Origin of the sequence: Hydrogenophaga pseudoflava (genome assembly GCF_004353865.1) — a bacterium.
GTDB classification, from domain to species: domain Bacteria; phylum Pseudomonadota; class Gammaproteobacteria; order Burkholderiales; family Burkholderiaceae_C; genus Hydrogenophaga; species Hydrogenophaga pseudoflava.
Map to the genome: position 1 here is coordinate 1218239 of NZ_CP037867.1, position 16288 is coordinate 1234526.

15 protein-coding genes are annotated in these 16288 nt (G+C 66.3%); 11 read left to right on the forward strand and 4 right to left on the reverse strand.

Going from position 1 to position 16288, the window contains the following annotated elements; all coding sequences use genetic code 11:
* Nucleotides 1-13 precede the first annotated feature (13 nt).
* From HPF_RS05975 to HPF_RS05985, 3 genes are all read left to right on the forward strand, one after another.
* Nucleotides 14-592, forward strand: coding sequence for a TMEM165/GDT1 family protein (locus tag HPF_RS05975; RefSeq protein WP_079364692.1), 579 nt, complete (start codon nt 14-16; stop codon nt 590-592).
* Between the two features lie 93 nt (nt 593-685).
* Nucleotides 686-1489, forward strand: coding sequence for an ABC transporter permease (locus tag HPF_RS05980; protein WP_133156036.1), 804 nt, complete (start codon nt 686-688; stop codon nt 1487-1489).
* Between the two features lie 3 nt (nt 1490-1492).
* Complete coding sequence (locus tag HPF_RS05985; RefSeq protein ID WP_127803132.1) at nt 1493-2242, forward strand: ABC transporter ATP-binding protein; 750 nt, start codon at nt 1493-1495, stop codon at nt 2240-2242.
* 89 nt (nt 2243-2331) lie between these two features.
* On the opposite strand, the gene HPF_RS05990 is transcribed toward HPF_RS05985, so the two are convergent.
* The 4 genes from HPF_RS05990 to HPF_RS06005 all read right to left on the reverse strand — a co-directional run bounded on the left by HPF_RS05990 (nt 2332) and on the right by HPF_RS06005 (nt 5546).
* Complete coding sequence (locus HPF_RS05990; protein ID WP_133156037.1) at nt 2332-2544, reverse strand: SlyX family protein; 213 nt, start codon at nt 2542-2544, stop codon at nt 2332-2334.
* Nucleotides 2541-3461 (reverse strand): cysteine synthase A, encoded by a 921-nt coding sequence (gene cysK / locus HPF_RS05995; RefSeq protein ID WP_133156038.1) that lies wholly within the window; start codon nt 3459-3461, stop codon nt 2541-2543. Before cysK ends, HPF_RS05990 begins: the two co-directional genes overlap by 4 nt.
* Nucleotides 3458-3877: a peptide-methionine (R)-S-oxide reductase MsrB gene (gene msrB / locus HPF_RS06000; protein WP_079364695.1), complete on the reverse strand. Its 420-nt coding sequence runs from the start codon at nt 3875-3877 to the stop codon at nt 3458-3460. Before msrB ends, cysK begins: the two co-directional genes overlap by 4 nt.
* A gap of 70 nt (nt 3878-3947) precedes the next feature.
* Complete coding sequence (locus HPF_RS06005; protein WP_133156039.1) at nt 3948-5546, reverse strand: MFS transporter; 1599 nt, start codon at nt 5544-5546, stop codon at nt 3948-3950.
* Between the two features lie 210 nt (nt 5547-5756).
* Between HPF_RS06005 and HPF_RS06010 the strand changes: the two genes are divergently transcribed.
* The 8 genes from HPF_RS06010 (at nt 5757) to HPF_RS06045 (ending at nt 16268) form a co-directional block, all read left to right on the forward strand.
* Nucleotides 5757-7400 carry a 3-(methylthio)propionyl-CoA ligase gene (locus HPF_RS06010; RefSeq protein WP_127803126.1) on the forward strand — a complete coding sequence of 548 codons (1644 nt, stop codon included), beginning with the start codon at nt 5757-5759 and terminating at the stop codon, nt 7398-7400.
* Nucleotides 7401-7538: 138 nt separating this feature from the next.
* Nucleotides 7539-8771, forward strand: coding sequence for a branched-chain amino acid ABC transporter substrate-binding protein (locus tag HPF_RS06015; protein WP_066156464.1), 1233 nt, complete (start codon nt 7539-7541; stop codon nt 8769-8771).
* Nucleotides 8772-8981: 210 nt separating this feature from the next.
* Entirely contained in the window at nt 8982-10004 is a 1023-nt protein-coding gene (locus HPF_RS06020) for a branched-chain amino acid ABC transporter permease (protein WP_066156467.1), read from the forward strand.
* A 6-nt stretch (nt 10005-10010) separates the two neighbouring features.
* Entirely contained in the window at nt 10011-11303 is a 1293-nt protein-coding gene (locus tag HPF_RS06025; protein WP_133156040.1) for a branched-chain amino acid ABC transporter permease, read from the forward strand.
* Between the two features lie 41 nt (nt 11304-11344).
* Nucleotides 11345-12139, forward strand: a complete 795-nt coding sequence (locus HPF_RS06030) for an ABC transporter ATP-binding protein (protein WP_133158037.1) — start codon at nt 11345-11347, stop codon at nt 12137-12139.
* Nucleotides 12140-12151: 12 nt separating this feature from the next.
* On the forward strand, nt 12152-12847 hold the full coding sequence (locus HPF_RS06035) for an ABC transporter ATP-binding protein (protein ID WP_133156041.1): 696 nt from the start codon (nt 12152-12154) through the stop codon (nt 12845-12847).
* A gap of 103 nt (nt 12848-12950) precedes the next feature.
* The gene (locus HPF_RS06040) at nt 12951-15059 is read left to right on the forward strand and encodes a 3-hydroxyacyl-CoA dehydrogenase NAD-binding domain-containing protein (RefSeq protein WP_127803118.1); all 2109 of its coding nucleotides are present in this window, start codon (nt 12951-12953) and stop codon (nt 15057-15059) included.
* Between the two features lie 33 nt (nt 15060-15092).
* On the forward strand, nt 15093-16268 hold the full coding sequence (locus HPF_RS06045) for an acetyl-CoA C-acyltransferase (RefSeq protein ID WP_133156042.1): 1176 nt from the start codon (nt 15093-15095) through the stop codon (nt 16266-16268).
* Nucleotides 16269-16288: the final 20 nt, after the last annotated feature.

Genomic DNA, 16288 nt, shown 5'->3' on the forward strand with positions numbered 1-16288 from the left:
AAGTTTTCCCCACATGGAATCCCTGCTCGTCTCCACCGGAGTTGTCGCGCTCGCCGAAATCGGCGACAAGACGCAACTGCTGGCCTTCATCCTCGCCGCGCGCTTCAAGAAGCCGCTGCCCATCATCGCCGGCATCCTGCTGGCGACCATCGTCAACCACGGCCTGGCCGGTGCGCTGGGCGCCTGGATCACGGCGCAGGTGAGTCCAGAAGTCCTGCGCTGGGTGCTGGGTGCCTCGTTCATCGGCATGGCGGTCTGGACACTGATCCCCGACAAGATCGAGGAAGAGGAAACCCAGGTGGCGCAGAAGCTGGGCGTGTTCGGCGCCACGCTGATCACCTTCTTCCTGGCCGAGATGGGCGACAAGACACAGATCGCCACGGTGGCGATGGCGGCGCACTATGCGACGCCGCTGCTGGTGGTGATCGGCACCACCCTGGGCATGCTGATCGCCGACGTGCCGGCGGTGTTTGTCGGCGACCGCCTGGCCAACAGGATCCCGATGAAGCTGGTGCACTCGATCGCCGCTGGCATCTTCGCGGTGCTGGGGGTGGCGACCCTGCTGGGCGCGGGTTCCAGTCTCGGTTTCTGATGAGCGCCAGCCGGGTTGTGGGGCGCCCATGGTAGCCTCGCGCCCGGCATTTCAAGGCAGAGCGTGGGTATACCGCGCAGGAATCAGGACACCATGGGTTCAGTCGGGGACTGGCGCCAGGCGCCAGCGGTGCGGGACATTGCCGCGGGGCTCAAGAGCTGGCCCATCGTCAGCTTCATGGCGCTGAGCGACGTGCGCGCGCGCTACAAGCGCAGCGTGCTCGGGCCGCTCTGGCTGACGCTGGGAACCGCCATCGGCTCCATGGGGCTGGGCCTGCTCTGGAGCGAGCTGATGAAGGTGCCGGCGGCGCAGTTCGTGCCGACGCTCACCGCGGGCCTCATCCTGTGGCAGTTCATCGCCGGCGTGCTGAGCGAATCGAGCACGGTCTACGCGCGCCAGGCCTCGGTGATCCGCAACCTCAGCCTGCCGCTGTCGATCTACCCACCCCAGCTGGTGCTGCGCCACCTGGTGAACCTGGTGCATAACCTGCCCATCTTCCTGATCGTGGCGCTGGTGTACGGCGTGCCCGTGAGCTGGCACACGCTGCTGGTCGTGCCGGCCATGCTGCTGCTGACGCTCAACCTCTACTGGGTGTGTGTGGTGGTCAGCATCCTGGGCGCCCGCTTCCGCGACCTGGAATACATCATCGGTGCGGTCCTGCCCCTGCTGATGTTCATCAGCCCGGTGTTCTACCGGCCCAATTACCTGCCGTTCAGCGAGGCGATCCTCTGGTTCAACCCGCTGTCGCACGCCATCGAGCTGGTGCGCTCGCCGCTGCTGGGGCACGCGCCGCCGGACTTCGTGATCTGGTCCAACCTGGGCGGCCTGGCCGTCGGACTGTGCCTGGCGTTCTGGCTGTTCAACAACAAGCGCGACCGCATCGCGTTCTGGATCTGAACCATGGCACGGCTGACCCTGAAGAACGTGACGGTCCAGTACCCGATCTACAACAGCCGCAGCTTCTCGCTGCGCAACCAGATCATGCGTGTGAGCACTGGCGGACGCATCGAGAGCGAGGCCGGGCAGGTGAGCGTGGTGACCGCGCTCAAGGACGTGTCTTTCGACCTGCGCGACGGCGATGCGGTGGCGCTGATGGGCCACAACGGTGCCGGCAAGAGCACCATGCTGCGCACCCTGGCGGGGGTCTACACCCCGATCTCGGGCCAGATCGTGCGCGAAGGCCGGGTCTCGACCATGCTGGAACTGGGCGCCGGCATCGACGGCGAACTCTCTGGCTACGAGAACATCACGCGCATGGGCGTGCTGCTGGGCATGAGCCTCAAGGAGATTGAGGCCCATGTGCCGGATATCGAGCAGTTCTGCCAGCTCGGTGACTTCCTGCGCCTGCCGGTGCGCACCTACTCGTCGGGCATGTCGACCCGCCTGATGTTCGCGGTGGCCACCACCGTGCAGCCCGACATCCTGCTGGTCGACGAGATTTTCGGCATGGGCGATGCCGAGTTCCAGGTCAACGCCAAGCGGCGCATGGAGAGCCTGATCGAGAAAGTCGGCATCTTCGTCTTTGCCACGCACAACGACGAACTGATCGAGCGCTACTGCAACCGCTTCTTCCGCCTGGAGCACGGCCACGTGCGCGAGATGACGCGCGACGAGGCGCTGGCCGCCCATTTCGCGGCCACCGGTCGCTGAGCGATCAGACGATCCGGCGCCGGGCCGCCCCAAGCCGGATCAGCCCCCGCGGGGGGCAGCGACCCGCGCAGCGGCGGAGCGTGGGGGCCTCAGTAATGCGGCGGCAGCTCGTCGCGCAGGCTGCGGAAGGCCGGCGGCTGTGACTCGTCGTTGCGCTGTCGCAGCTGGGCCACCTCGTGGATCAGCATCGCGATCTGGTCGTGCTGCCGGGCCACCATGGTGTTGAGCGTCTCGACCAGATCGTCCAGGTAGCTGATCTTGATTTCCAGCTGCGTCAGCCGCTCGCTGTCGGCCGTGTTCATGCCGGCAGGAAGCCGTCGACCGAGAGGTAGCGCTCGCCGGTGTCGTAGTTGAAGCCGAGCACCTTCGCACCGGCCGCCAACTCGGGCAACTTCTGCGCGATCGCCTGGAGCGTGGCGCCCGAGGAGATGCCGACCAGCATGCCTTCCTCGCGCGCGCAGCGGCGCGCCATCTCGCGCGCCGGTTCCGCGTCGACCTGGATCACGCCGTCGAGCAGCTCGGTCTTGAGGTTGGTCGGGATGAAACCGGCGCCGATGCCCTGGATCGGGTGGGGCGCCGGGCTGCCGCCGGAGATCACCGGCGAGGCCACGGGCTCCACCGCGAACACCTTGAGCTGGGGCCAAGCCGCCTTGAGCACCTGGGCGCAGCCGCTGAGGTGGCCGCCGGTACCCACGCCGGTGATCAGCGCGTCCAGGCCTTCGGGGAAGTCGGCGAGGATCTCCTGCGCCGTGGTTCGGGCATGCACCTCGATGTTGGCCGGATTGTCGAACTGCATCGGCATCCAGGCGCCGGGCGTGCTGGCCACGATCTCCTGCGCGCGGGCGATCGACCCCTTCATGCCCTTTTCGCGCGGCGTCAGGTCGAAGCTGGCACCGTAGGCCAGCATCAGGCGGCGGCGCTCGATGCTCATGCTGTCGGGCATGACGAGGATGAGCTTGTAGCCCTTGACCGCGGCCACCATGGCCAGGCCGATGCCGGTGTTGCCCGACGTGGGCTCGACGATGGTGCCGCCCGGTTTGAGCGCACCCGAGGCCTCGGCGTCTTCGACCATGGACAGGGCAATGCGGTCCTTGATCGAGCCGCCGGGGTTGCTGCGCTCGGACTTGATCCACACGCTCTGGCTGGCGCCGGCGAACAGGCGGTTGATGCGGATGTGTGGCGTGCCGCCGATGGTCTGGAGAATGTTCTGGGCTTTCATGTCGGGTCCTTGGGTTGCAGGTCGATGGAGGCGGAGTTCATGCAGTAACGCAGGCCGGTGGGTGCGGGGCCGTCCTCGAACACGTGACCGAGGTGGGCACCGCACTGGCTGCAGACGGTTTCGGTGCGCACCATGCCGTGGCTGCGGTCGGTGATCTCAGTGATGGCGCCGGGAATGGCCTTCCAGAAGCTGGGCCAGCCGCAGCCGGCGTCGAACTTAGTGCCCGAGTCGAACAGGTGGTTGCCGCAACAGATGCAGTGGTAGCTGCCGTCGGCCCAGACCTGCTCGTACTTGCCCGTGAACGGGCGCTCGGTGTAGGCGTGCCGCGTGACCTGGAAGGCCGCGGGTTCGGCGCCTTTCTCGGCGAGCAGCTCGCGCCACTCGGCCTCGGTTTTCTGGATCGGGAAGTTGCTCATGGCGGTGCTCCGGAACCCCTGGATGGGGTGGAGCGGGCATTGTGCCTGCAGGGCTGCGAGCGTGCAGGCTTCAGCCCTGATCCACCGTGGTTTCCATCAGGCTGCGGCGCACCAGCGGCGGCGCCTCGCCGATGTGGAAGGCCAGCTTGCGCAGCCGCAGCGCCTCGTCCGCGGCGGTGACGCGTTCGAAACGCCGCAGGTGGTCGGTCCAGGATTCGTCCACGATCATTTCGACAAAGCGCCCCGGGTCGTTGAGGTCGTGCAGCAGTTCCCAGGAGCGCGCGCCGTGGCGCAGCCGGCCGCTGCGGCCTTCGGTGAGCATGAGCTCCCGGAATTCGGCGATCCGGGCCGGATCGATCTGGTACTCGATGGTGATCAGCACCCGCCCGTCCGAGGGCGGCGCGTCGTTGGTCGGCAGCGAAAAAACCCTTCTGGGTGTGAGGTCCGCGGGCTGGCTGGTGTCCGGCCGGAAGCGGTTGACCCCCCACATGACCAGCAGGCCCGACACCGCGGCGATGGCCAGGCAGGTGCGCACGTCCGTGGCGGTGGCGATCTGGCCCCACAGCGCGGCGCCCGCGGCGCTGGCGCCCATGATGGCCATCTGGTAGATGGACATGCCCCGCGCGCGGACCCAGTCCGGCAGGTTCATCTGCATGGTCACGCTCAGGGTGTTGGCGGTGGTGATCCAGGCCGCGCCGCCCAGGAACATGGCCGGCACCGCGAGCCAGGGCGAGGTGACCACCGCCATCACCGCCATCGAGGCGGCCTGCAGCGCGGCGCCGCGGAAGACCAGGCCGTCGCGGCTGTAGCGCTTGCGCAGCCGCGGCAGAAACGCGGTGGAGGCGATGGCGCCGGCGCCCATGGAGGCCAGCAGCAGGGTGAACATGCCCGCGCCACCGCCGTCCATGCCCCTGGCCAGCAGGGGCAGAAGGGCCATCAGCGCGGTGGAATGGAAGAAGAAGATGGCGATGCGCAGCAGCGCGCCCTTGAGTGTTTCAGACTGCAGCACATGCTGCAGGCCCACCCGCATGGCGGACAGGAGGCGCTCGCGGCCAAGCGGGTTGGGCACATGCTCGCGCTGCCAGCGGCTGATGATCACCGCGGCCCCGAGGGACAGCACGGCGTTCAGCAGGAAAACCCAGGCGCTGCCGGCGCTGGCGATCAGGGCGCCGGCCAGCAGCGGTCCGAGGATGCGGGACGCGTTCATCGACACCCCGTTCAGGGCCAGGGCCGCCGGCAGCTGCTGGCGCGGTACAAGTTCGGGAACGATGGCGGCGAACACCGGCCAGCGCATGGCCAGGCCGACGCCGTTGGCGAAGGTCAGGGCCAGCAGCACCATGGGTGTGACCATGTCGAGGAACACGAGCACGCTCAGCACCGAAGCGACGGTCGCGACCCAGAGCTGTGTGACGAGGAAGTAGCGCTTGCGGTCCAGTCCGTCGGCCAGTGCACCGCTGGGCAGACCCAGCAGGAAGACCGGCAGGGTCGACGCGGTCTGGACCAGGGCCACCCAGATGGGCTTTTCGGTCAGTGACGTCATCATCCAGGCCGCCGCCACATCGTTCATCCACATGCAGACGTTGGCAAACAGCCAGGCGAACCACAGCATGCGGAAGTCCAGATGCTTCAGCGGGGCCACCGGCGAGGTGTCGGGAGGGGAGTCGGGCATGCGCAGGAGGAGAGAGTGGCAGCCTTCGACTCTGTCACAGGACGCGGCGCCAGGCCTACGTGGAAGTACGCAGAAGCGCCCTCGCGGAGTCCCGCGGAAGACGCACAGACCGCCCGTCCATGCTGGGAAGCCCGCCCGGTTTCGGGCATGATGTGGGGTTTCAAAACGAACGACCGTTCTTTTTTGGGCGGCACACACAGGAGATACCCCATGCTGGGCCAGATGCAAAGCCAACCGCTGCTGATTTCCAACCTCATCGTCCATGCGGACCGCCACCACCACAGCACCGAAATCGTCTCGCGGCGGGTCGAGGGCGACATCCACCGCACCACCTGGGGCCAGGTCGCTGCCCGTGCGCGCCGCGTGGCCAACGCGCTGGACAGCCTGCACCTGTCGTTCGGCGACCGCGTGGGTACCCTGGCCTGGAACGGCTACCGGCACCTGGAGCTGTATTTCGGTGTCAGCGGTTCGGGCCGCGTGCTGCACACGCTCAACCCGCGCCTGCACCCCGAGCAGCTGGTCTGGATCGTCAACCACGCCGACGACCGGGCCTTGTGCTTCGACATGAGCTTCCTGCCGCTGGTGCAGGCCGTGCACGCCAAGTGCCCAGGCGTCAAGCACTGGATCGCGCTGTGCGACGCCGACAAGCTGCCGGCCGACACCGGTATCCCCGGCCTGCTCAGCTACGAGGCCTGGATCGGCGGGGCAACCGACACCTACACCTGGCCCGAGTTCGACGAGAACTGCGCATCCAGCATGTGCTACACCAGCGGCACCACCGGCAACCCCAAGGGCGCCGTGTACTCGCACCGCTCCACGCTGCTGCACGCCTACGGCGCTGCGCTGCCCGATGCGCTGGGCTGCTCGGCGCGCGATGCCATCCTGCCCGTGGTGCCCATGTTCCACGTCAACGCCTGGGGCCTGCCGTATTCGGCCGCGGCCGTGGGCTGCAAGCTGGTCTTCCCCGGCCCCGCGCTGGACGGCAAGTCGGTCTACGAACTGATCGAAGGCGAGCAGGTCACCATGGCTGCGGGCGTGCCCACGGTGTGGCAGATGCTGCTGGGCCACATGCAGCAGAACGGCGTCAAGTTCAGCACGCTCAAGCGCACCGTCATCGGTGGATCGGCCTGCCCGCCGGCCATGATCGCGGCCTTCAACGACCAGTACGGTGTCGAGGTGCTGCACGCCTGGGGCATGACCGAGATGAGCCCGCTGGGCACGGTCTGCACGCTCAAGAACGCGCAGGTCGCGCTGCCGGCCGACGAGAAGATGAAGGTGCGCCTGAAGCAGGGCCGCAGCGTTTTCGGCGTGGACATGAAGATCGTCAACGAGCTGGGCGAAGAGCAGCCCTGGGACGGCAAGGCCTACGGCGACCTGCTGGTGCGCGGCCCCTGGATCATCGCCAGCTACTTCAAGGGCGAGGGCGGTGACCCGCTGCAGTACGACGCGGCCGGCCGGGGCTGGTTCCCCACCGGTGACGTGGCCACCATCGATGCCGACGGTTTCATGCAGATCACCGACCGCAGCAAGGACGTGATCAAGTCCGGCGGCGAGTGGATCAGCTCCATCGACGTCGAGAACATCGCCATGGCGCACCCCGCCGTGGCCATGGCCGCCTGCATCGGCATGAAGCACCCCAAGTGGGACGAGCGGCCCATCGTGGTGGTGGTGAAGAAGCCCGGCACCGAGGTCACGCGCGACGAGCTGCTGGCCTTCTACGAAGGCAAGATCGCCAAGTGGCAGGTGCCCGACGACGTGGTCTTTGTCGATGCGATCCCGCTGGGTGCGACCGGCAAGATGCAGAAGATGACGCTGCGCCAGCAGCTCGCCGGTTACAAGTTGCCGGGCCTCTGAAAACGTCGCGCAGGCGACCTGCTGCGCTACGGAAGTGCAAGCAGAGTCGCCTGTGCGATAGCGCATAGGGCATTCCCTGAGCGGCGTGCAGAGGTACGGCGCTACGCTGCGGTTTTCACCATCTCAAGGAGACCTCACGTGAAGTTCGCACAGCAGACCGTCGCCGCCGCCGTCCTCCTTCTGGCACTCGGAGCCGCCCACGCCCAGAAGGGCGAGACGGTCAAGATCGCGCTGATCGATCCTCAGACGGGCCTGATGGGCCCGCTGGGCCTGAACCAGATGCGCAGCTGGCAGTTCTTTGCCGAGAAGTTCAGCGCCAACAACCCGGCCGGCGTGAAGTACGAGATTGTGGCCTTTGACAACAAGCTCAGCCCGGCCGAGAGCCTGAACGCTCTCAAGGCCGCGCTGGACCAGGGCGTGCGCTACATCACCCAGGGCAACGGTTCCTCGGTGGCCGGCGCGCTGATCGATGCGATCAACAAGCACAACGAGCGCAACCCCGGCAAAGAGGTGATCCTCCTCAACTACGCCGCGGTCGATCCGGACTTCACCAACAGCAAGTGCAGCTACTGGCATTTCCGTTTCGACGCCGACACCTCCATGAAGATGGAGGCCATGACGACCTTCATGAAGGACCAGAAGGATGTCAAGAATGTCTACCTGCTCAACCAGAACTACTCGCACGGCCAGCAGGTCGCCAAGTTCGCCAAGGAAAACCTGGCACGCAAGCGCCCGGATGTGAAGGTCGTCGGCGAGGACCTTCACCCGCTGGCCCAGGTGCGCGATTTCGCGCCCTACATCGCCAAGATCAAGGCCTCGGGCGCGGACACGGTGATCACGGGCAACTGGGGTTCCGATCTCGCACTGCTGGTCAAGGCGGCCAACGAAGGCGGCTACACCGGCAAGTTCTACACCTACTACACCGGTGTGACCGGCACGCCCACGGCGCTCGGCCAGGGCGGCGAGGGCCGGGTGTTCCAGGTGGCCTACTCGCACTACAACATGGGCGGGCAGATGGGCCAGTGGATGGCCGACTTCAAGGCCAAGTACAACGACGACATGTTCACTGGCGCGATCCCGAGCGCGCTGAACGTGCTGAGTCAGGCGATCGCCAAGGCCAAGTCCACCGATCCGGTGAAGGTCGCGCCCGTGATGGAAGGCCTGAAGGTCGCCAACTACAACGGTGAAGTCGAGATGCGCAAGGTTGACCACCAGCTGCAGCAGCCGCTGTACCTGACGGTCTGGCAGAAAGCCGACAAAAAGTACCCCTACAGCCCGGAAAACACGGGCATGACGCTGGCCCCGGTCAAGGAGTTCCCGTCCTACGTGTCCAGCACGCCGACCAGCTGCCAGATGAAGCGGCCGGGTTGAGCTGACACCCCCGCGCCGCTTCGCGTCACCCCCTCCAGGGGGCAACGCGAGCGGCCCGGCGGAGCCGGTTCCGCCGCGTTCTGGAAGCAGGCACCTCGCTCCGCCGTCGAGTGTCGTGTGGACGGCGTGAAACCGGTGGCCTGAGCGGCCATACTCGGTCCGCTTCCGTTTCCCCTCTCCCAACCGCTTCGCCCTCGAAAGGCCTGTTTCATGGAGTTCTTCATCATCTCCATGCTCAACGGCGTGAGCTACGGCTTGCTGCTGTTCATGTTGAGCTCGGGGCTGACGCTCATCTTCAGCATGATGGGCGTGCTCAACTTTGCGCACGCCAGCTTCTACATGGTCGGCGCCTACATCGGCTACACGCTCTCGGGGCTGATCGGCTTCTGGCCGGCGCTGGTGGTCGCGCCGCTGGCCGTGGGCCTGCTGGGGGCGCTGTTCGAGCGCTTGTCGCTGCGCAAGGTGCACAAGTTCGGTCATGTGCCCGAACTGCTGGTCACCTTCGGCCTGTCCTACATCGTCCTGGAGCTGGTGCAGCTGGTCTGGGGCCGCACAGCGGTCGAGTTCGTGCCGCCCGATGTGCTGCGTGGGCCTGCGTTCACGCTGGTGCACCACGCCGATGACAGTCTGGGCATGATGCTCGGCGCCGCCGGTCAGGCGGTCTGCAGCGCCGAGGGCGTGATCTGCACGCCGTTCCCGGCCACACGGGCTCTCATGATGGGCATCGCGGTGCTGATGCTGGTGTCGCTGTGGCTGCTGCTCACGCGCACACGCATCGGCCTGGTGATCCAGGCGGCGCTGACGCACCCCGAAATGGTCGAATCCCTGGGCCACAACGTGCCGCGGGTGTTCATGCTGGTGTTCGGCGCCGGAACGGGGCTGGCCGGTCTTGCGGGCGTGATCGGTGGCAGCACCTTCGTGACCGAGCCGGCCATGGCCGCCTCGGTGGGCTCGGTGATCTTCGTGGTGGTGGTGGTGGGCGGCATGGGCTCGCTGTCGGGCGCGTTCCTGGCTTCGCTGCTGATCGGCGTCATCCAGACTTTCGCGGTGGGCATGGACCATTCCTTCGTGAGCGTGGCGCAGCAGCTGGGCATGCAGCTGTCCGACGCAGCGTTGAACAACGCGGTGCTCAAGCTCACGCTGTCGCAGGTGGCGCCGATCCTGCCCTACCTGTTCCTGGTGCTGATCCTGATCTTCCGGCCCAAGGGTCTTCTGGGCACCCGGGAGGGTTGAACGACCATGAGCAAGACGCACTACGAATTCAAACCCTGGAACGTCGGCCGCTGGATCGTCTGGTCGTTGTTCGCCATCGTGCTGGCCGTGGCACCGATGCTGTTCACCAGCAACCTGTCGGTCACCATGCTCACGCAGATGGGCATCGCCATCATCGCCTGCCTGTCCTACAACATCCTGCTCGGGCAGGGCGGCATGCTCAGCTTCGGCCATGCGGTCTACACCGGCCTGGGCAGCTATGTCGCGATCCATGCGCTCAACGTGGTGTCGGACGGGCAGTGGCCGATCCCGGTCAGCCTGATCCCGGTGGTGGGCGGTTTCGCCGGCCTGTTCTTTGCCGTCCTGTTCGGCTACGTGACGACCAAGAAGGCCGGCACGCCGTTCGCCATGATCACGCTGGGCATGGCCGAACTGGTGTTCGCGATGTCGCTGATGTTTTCCGACTTCTTCGGCGGCGAGGCCGGTGTCTCGGGAAACCGTGTGGTGGGTGAACCCTTCATGGGCATCACGTTCGGCCCGCCGGTGCAGGTGTACTACCTGATCGCGGTCTACACCTTCGTCTGTGTGGCGCTCATGTTCGCGTTCACGCGCACGCCGCTGGGCCGCATCCTGAACGCCGTGCGCGACAACCCGGAACGGGTCGAGTTCATCGGCTACAACACGCAGAAGGTGCGCTACCTGGCCTTCATGATCGCGGGCTTCTTCGCCGGCATCGCAGGCGGCCTGGGCGCCATCAACTTCGAGATCGTCACGGCCGAGGTGGTGGGCGCGGCGCGCTCCGGCGGCTACCTGCTGTTCACCTTCCTGGGCGGCGCCACCTTCTTCTTCGGCCCCATCATCGGAGGCGTGCTGATGGTGCTGGCCGCGGTGCTGCTGTCGGAGCTGACCAAGGCCTGGCTGCTCTACCTGGGCCTGATCTTCCTGTTCATGGTGATGTACGCGCCGGGCGGCATCGCCAGCCTGATCATGATGAACCTGCGCGTGGCGTCCTTTGGCCGGCTGCGTGAGATCTGGGTGTCCTATGTGGTGCTGGGCGTGGCAGCGGTGCTGGTGCTGCTGGGGGCCGGCTCGATGGTCGAGATGATCTACCACCTGCAGCTGAACGCGGCCCTGGGCGACACGGTGAAGTACCTTGGCGTGGAGCTGGACACGCGCGCCGGCACGACCTGGTTCGGCGCGGTGTTCGTCACGCTGACCTGCCTGGGCGTGTTCGAGATCGCCCGGCGCCAGTTTGCCGCCCAGTGGTCGGCCATCCAGACCGACATCGAAAAAGAGATCAAGCGCCGGGAGACGGAATGAGCACCGCGACCAACACCCCCGTGCGGCCGCACGAGCAGGCCATGAGCCATGTGCATTCGGGTGGCTATGCGCTGGAGCTGCGCGATCTGCGCAAGAGCTTCGGCAAGACCGAGATCATCCGCGGCGCCAACCTGGCCGTGCGCGCCGGCGAGCGCGTGGCCATCATCGGCCCCAACGGCGCGGGCAAGTCCACGCTGTTCAACCTGATCTCGGGCCGCTTCGCGCCCAGCAGCGGCGAGGTGGTCCTCAACGGCACCCGCATCGACGGCAAGAAGCCCTTTGAGATCAACCGCCTGGGCCTCTCGCGCAGCTTCCAGATCACCAACATCTTCCCCAAGCTCAGCGTGTTCGAGAACCTGCGCTGCAGCGTGCTCTGGAGCCTGGGCTACCGCTACACGCTGTTCCGCTTCCTGGCCGACCTGACCGACGCCAACGACCGGGCCGAGGAGCTGATGAAGATGATCCGGCTCGACCGGAAGCGCGACACGCTGGCGATGAACCTGACCTACGCCGAGCAGCGTGCGCTGGAAATCGGCATCACCATCGCCGGCGGCGCCAACGTGATCCTGCTGGACGAACCCACGGCCGGCATGAGCAAGAGCGAGACCAGCCGCTTCATCGAGCTGATCCGCGAGGTGACGGTGGGCAAGACCCTGCTGACGGTGGAGCACGACATGGGCGTGGTGTTCGGCCTGGCCGACAAGATCGCGGTGGTGGTCTATGGCGAGGTGATTGCCTTCGACACGCCCGAGGCGGTGCGCGCCAACCCCAAGGTGCAGGAGGCCTACCTGGGCTCGGTGCTGGCCGACGAGCAGGCCGCCTCGGCCGGTCACTGAAGGAGGGACGCCATGCTGAAGATCCAGAACCTCCACGCCTACTACGGCAAGAGCCATGTGCTGCACGGCGTGGGCTTTGAAGTGGGGCAGGGCGAGATCGTCGCGCTGCTGGGCCGCAACGGCTCGGGCCGTTCCACCACCGCCAAGGCCATCATGGGCCTGGTCGACTGCGAAGGCACGATCGACTGGAAAGGCCAGGCCATCCGCGGCCACAAGCCCTTCGAGATCGCGCACCGCGGCATCGGCTACGTGCCCGAGAATCGCGAGATCTTTCCCAAGCTCACGGTGCACCAGAACCTGCTGCTGGGCCAGAAGGGCAGCGGCAAGGGCTCGCGCTGGAGCTTCGACGACATGTACGCCATGTTCCCGCGCCTGAAGGAGCGGCAGCACACCGAGGCCGGCGTGCTCTCTGGCGGCGAGCAGCAGATGCTGACCCTGTGCCGCACGCTGATGGGCGACCCCGACCTGATCATCATCGACGAGCCCACCGAGGGCCTGGCGCCCAAGATCGTGGAACTGGTGGGCGAGTACCTGCAGAAGCTCAAGGCGCGCGGCATCTCGGTGCTGCTGATCGAACAGAAGCTGACCATCGCGATGGCGATCTCGGACCGGGCGCTGGTGATGGGCCACGGGAGCATCGTGTTCGAGGGCACGCCGGATTCGCTCCGTGCCGATCCCTACACCCGCAAGGAATGGCTTGAGGTCTGACCCGCAAGCGACAAGTGGCGCTTGTCGCGCTGCACAATTTTCCTAAAATCGCACGACCGTTCGTTTTTGAACTGTTTTCCCGTTTCACCCCAGAGGAGACCCCATGACCGCTGAGTACCAGGTCCACGGCGACGTCGCCGTCATCACGCTGAACAACCCGCCGGTCAACGGCCTGGGCCTGTCCACCCGCCAGGCCATCGTCGAAGGGCTGGAGAAGGCCGAGAACGACGCAGCGGTCAAGGCCATCGTGCTGACCGGCGCCGGCAAGGCCTTCTCGGGCGGTGCCGACATCCGCGAGTTCGGCTCGCCCAAGGCGATCCAGGAACCCAACCTGCTCTCCGTCATCCTGCGCGTGGAGAACACCACCAAGCCGGTGGTTGCGGCGGTGCACAGCGTGTGCATGGGCGGCGGCCTGGAACTCGCGCTCGGCGCGCACTACCGCATCGCCGCCCCCGGCTGCAACGTGGCCCTGCCCGAAGTGAAGCTGGGCCTGATCCCCGGCGCGGGTGGCACGCAGCGCCTGCCGCGCGTGCTGGGCGTGGAAGCCGCGCTGAACATGATCGTCAGCGGCGAGCCCGTCAAGAGCGAGATGCTGGCCCAGCTGCCCGGCCAGAAGCTGTTCGACAAGCTGGCCGCTTCGCCCGAGTCGCTGGCCGAAGAAGCGCTGGCTTTCGCCCGCGAAATGGCCGCCAAACACGCCGACGGCTCCGCCTTCCCGCTGGTGCGCAACCTGCCCTGCAAGCACAAGGACGGCGACGCCTACTTCCAGTTCGCGCGCAACATGGTCAAGGGCATGGCCAAGAACTTCCCCGCGCCTGCCAAGTGCGTGGACGCGGTGGAGGCCGCGACCAAGAAGAAGTTCAACGACGGCATGGTGTTCGAGCGCGAGATCTTCATCAACCTGATGTGGACGCCCGAGTGCAAGTCGCTGCGCCACCTGTTCACCGCCGAGCGCGCCGCCAGCAAGATCCCCGACGTGCCGGAAGACACGCCCAAGCGCGAGATCCAGTCGGTGGCCGTCATCGGCGCCGGCACCATGGGCGGCGGCATTTCCATGAACTTCCTCAACGCCGGCATCCCGGTGAAGATCCTGGAGATGAAGCAGGAAGCGCTGGACCGAGGCATCGCGACCATCCGCAAGAACTACGAAGCCCAGGTCAAGAAGGGCAAGCTCAAGCAGGACAAGTACGAGCAGCGCATGAGCCTGCTGAGCACCACGCTGAGCTACGACGAGATCGGTTCGGCCGACCTGGTGATCGAGGCCGTGTTCGAGGAGATCGGTGTCAAGGAAGCCGTGTTCAAGGAACTCGACCGTGTGATGAAGCCCGGTGCCATCCTGGCCTCCAACACCTCGACGCTGGACGTCAACAAGATCGCCAACTTCACCAAGCGCCCGCAGGACGTGGTGGGCATGCACTTCTTCAGCCCGGCCAACGTGATGAAGCTGCTGGAAGTGGTGCGCGGTGACGCGACCGCCAAGGACGTGCTGGCCACCGTGATGGCCATCTCCAAGAAGATCAAGAAGACCGCCGTGGTGTCCGGCGTCTGCGACGGCTTCATCGGCAACCGCATGATCGAGCAGTACGGGCGCCAGGGTGGCTTCCTGCTGGACGAAGGCTGCACCCCCGAGCAGGTGGACAAGGCGATCGAGAAGTTCGGCTTCGCCATGGGGCCGTTCCGCATGGGCGATCTGGCCGGCAACGACATCGGCTGGGCGATCCGCAAGCGCCGCTACCTGGAAAAGCCGGACATGAAGTACAGCAAGACCGCCGACCTGCTGTGCGAGAAAGGCCGCTTCGGCCAGAAGGTGGGCAAGGGCTGGTACGACTACGTCGAAGGCAAGCGCGACGCCATCCCGAACGCCGAGGTGGTGCAGATGATCGAGGAGCACCGCAAGGCACTGGGCATCACGCCGCGCAAGATCTCCGACGAAGAGATCGTGCAGCGCCTGGTGTTCTCGCTGGTCAACGAAGCCGCCCACATCCTGGAAGAGGGCATTGCCAACAAGGCCAGCGACATCGACGTGGTCTACATCTTCGGCTACGGCTTCCCGGTGCACCGCGGCGGCCCGCTGAACTACGCCAACGAGGTCGGCCTGTTCAACGTGGTGCAGGCCATGAAGCGCTTTGCGAAGAACCCGCTGGACGACGCGAAGTTCTGGACGCCCGCACCCCTGCTCGCCAAGCTGGCTGCAGAGGGCAAGACCTTCTGATGACCGCACAAATCAAGATTTGAGGAACCCATCATGACCAACGCCGTCATCGTTTCCACCGCCCGCACGCCCCTGACCAAGAGCTGGAAGGGCGCCTTCAACATGACCCACGGTGCCACGCTCGGTGGCCACGCGGTGCAACACGCCGTGCAGCGCGCCGGCATCGACGCCGCCGAAGTCGAAGACGTGATCATGGGCTGCGCCAACCCCGAAGGCGCGACCGGCGCCAACATCGCGCGCCAGATCGCGCTCAAGGCCGGCCTGCCCATCACCGTTTCGGGCATGACCGTCAACCGCTTCTGCTCTTCCGGCCTGCAGACCATTGCCCTGGCCGCCCAGCGCATCATCGCGGGCGAAGGCTCGGTGTATGTGGCTGGTGGCGTGGAAAGCATTTCCTGCGTGCAGCAGGAAATGAACCAGCACATGCTCAAGGACCTGGCGCTGGAGAAGCAGAAGCCCGAGATCTACTGGAACATGCTGCAGACCGCCGAACAGGTGGCCAAGCGCTACAACATCGGCCGCGACGCCATGGACGAGTACGGCGCCGCCAGCCAGCAGAAGGCCGCGGCTGCGCTGGAGGCTGGGTTGTTCAAGGCCGAGATCGCGCCCATCACCGTGACCGCCGGCGTGGCCGACAAGGTCATGGGCCTGATGACCAAGCAGGTCACGGTCGAGAACGACGAGGGCATCCGCCCCGGCACCACCTTCGACAGCATCCACGGCCTGCGCTCGGCGCTGCCGGGTGGCCTCGTGTCGGCGGGCAACGCCAGCCAGTTCAGCGACGGCGCGGGCGCCTGCGTGGTGATGGACGAAACCCTGGCCGAGAAGAAAGGCCTGAAGCCGCTGGGCCGTTTCCTGGGCTTCGCGGTGGCTGGTTGCGAGCCCGACGAAATGGGCATCGGCCCGGTGTTCGCCATCCCCAAGGTGCTTTCGCGCCTGGGCCTGAAGGTCAGCGACATCGACCTCTGGGAACTGAACGAGGCCTTCGCGGTGCAGGTGATTTACTGCCGCGACAAGCTGGGCATCCCGGCCGACCGCCTGAACGTCAACGGCGGCGCCATCGCCGTCGGCCACCCCTATGGTGTGTCGGGCCAGCGCCTGACGGGCCACGCCTTGATTGAAGGCAAGCGCCGCGGCGCCAAGCGCGTCTGCGTGACCATGTGCATCGGCGGCGGCATGGGCGCGGCCGGCATCTTCGAAGTCCTGTAAACCCGCGCCGCTCGGTCCGA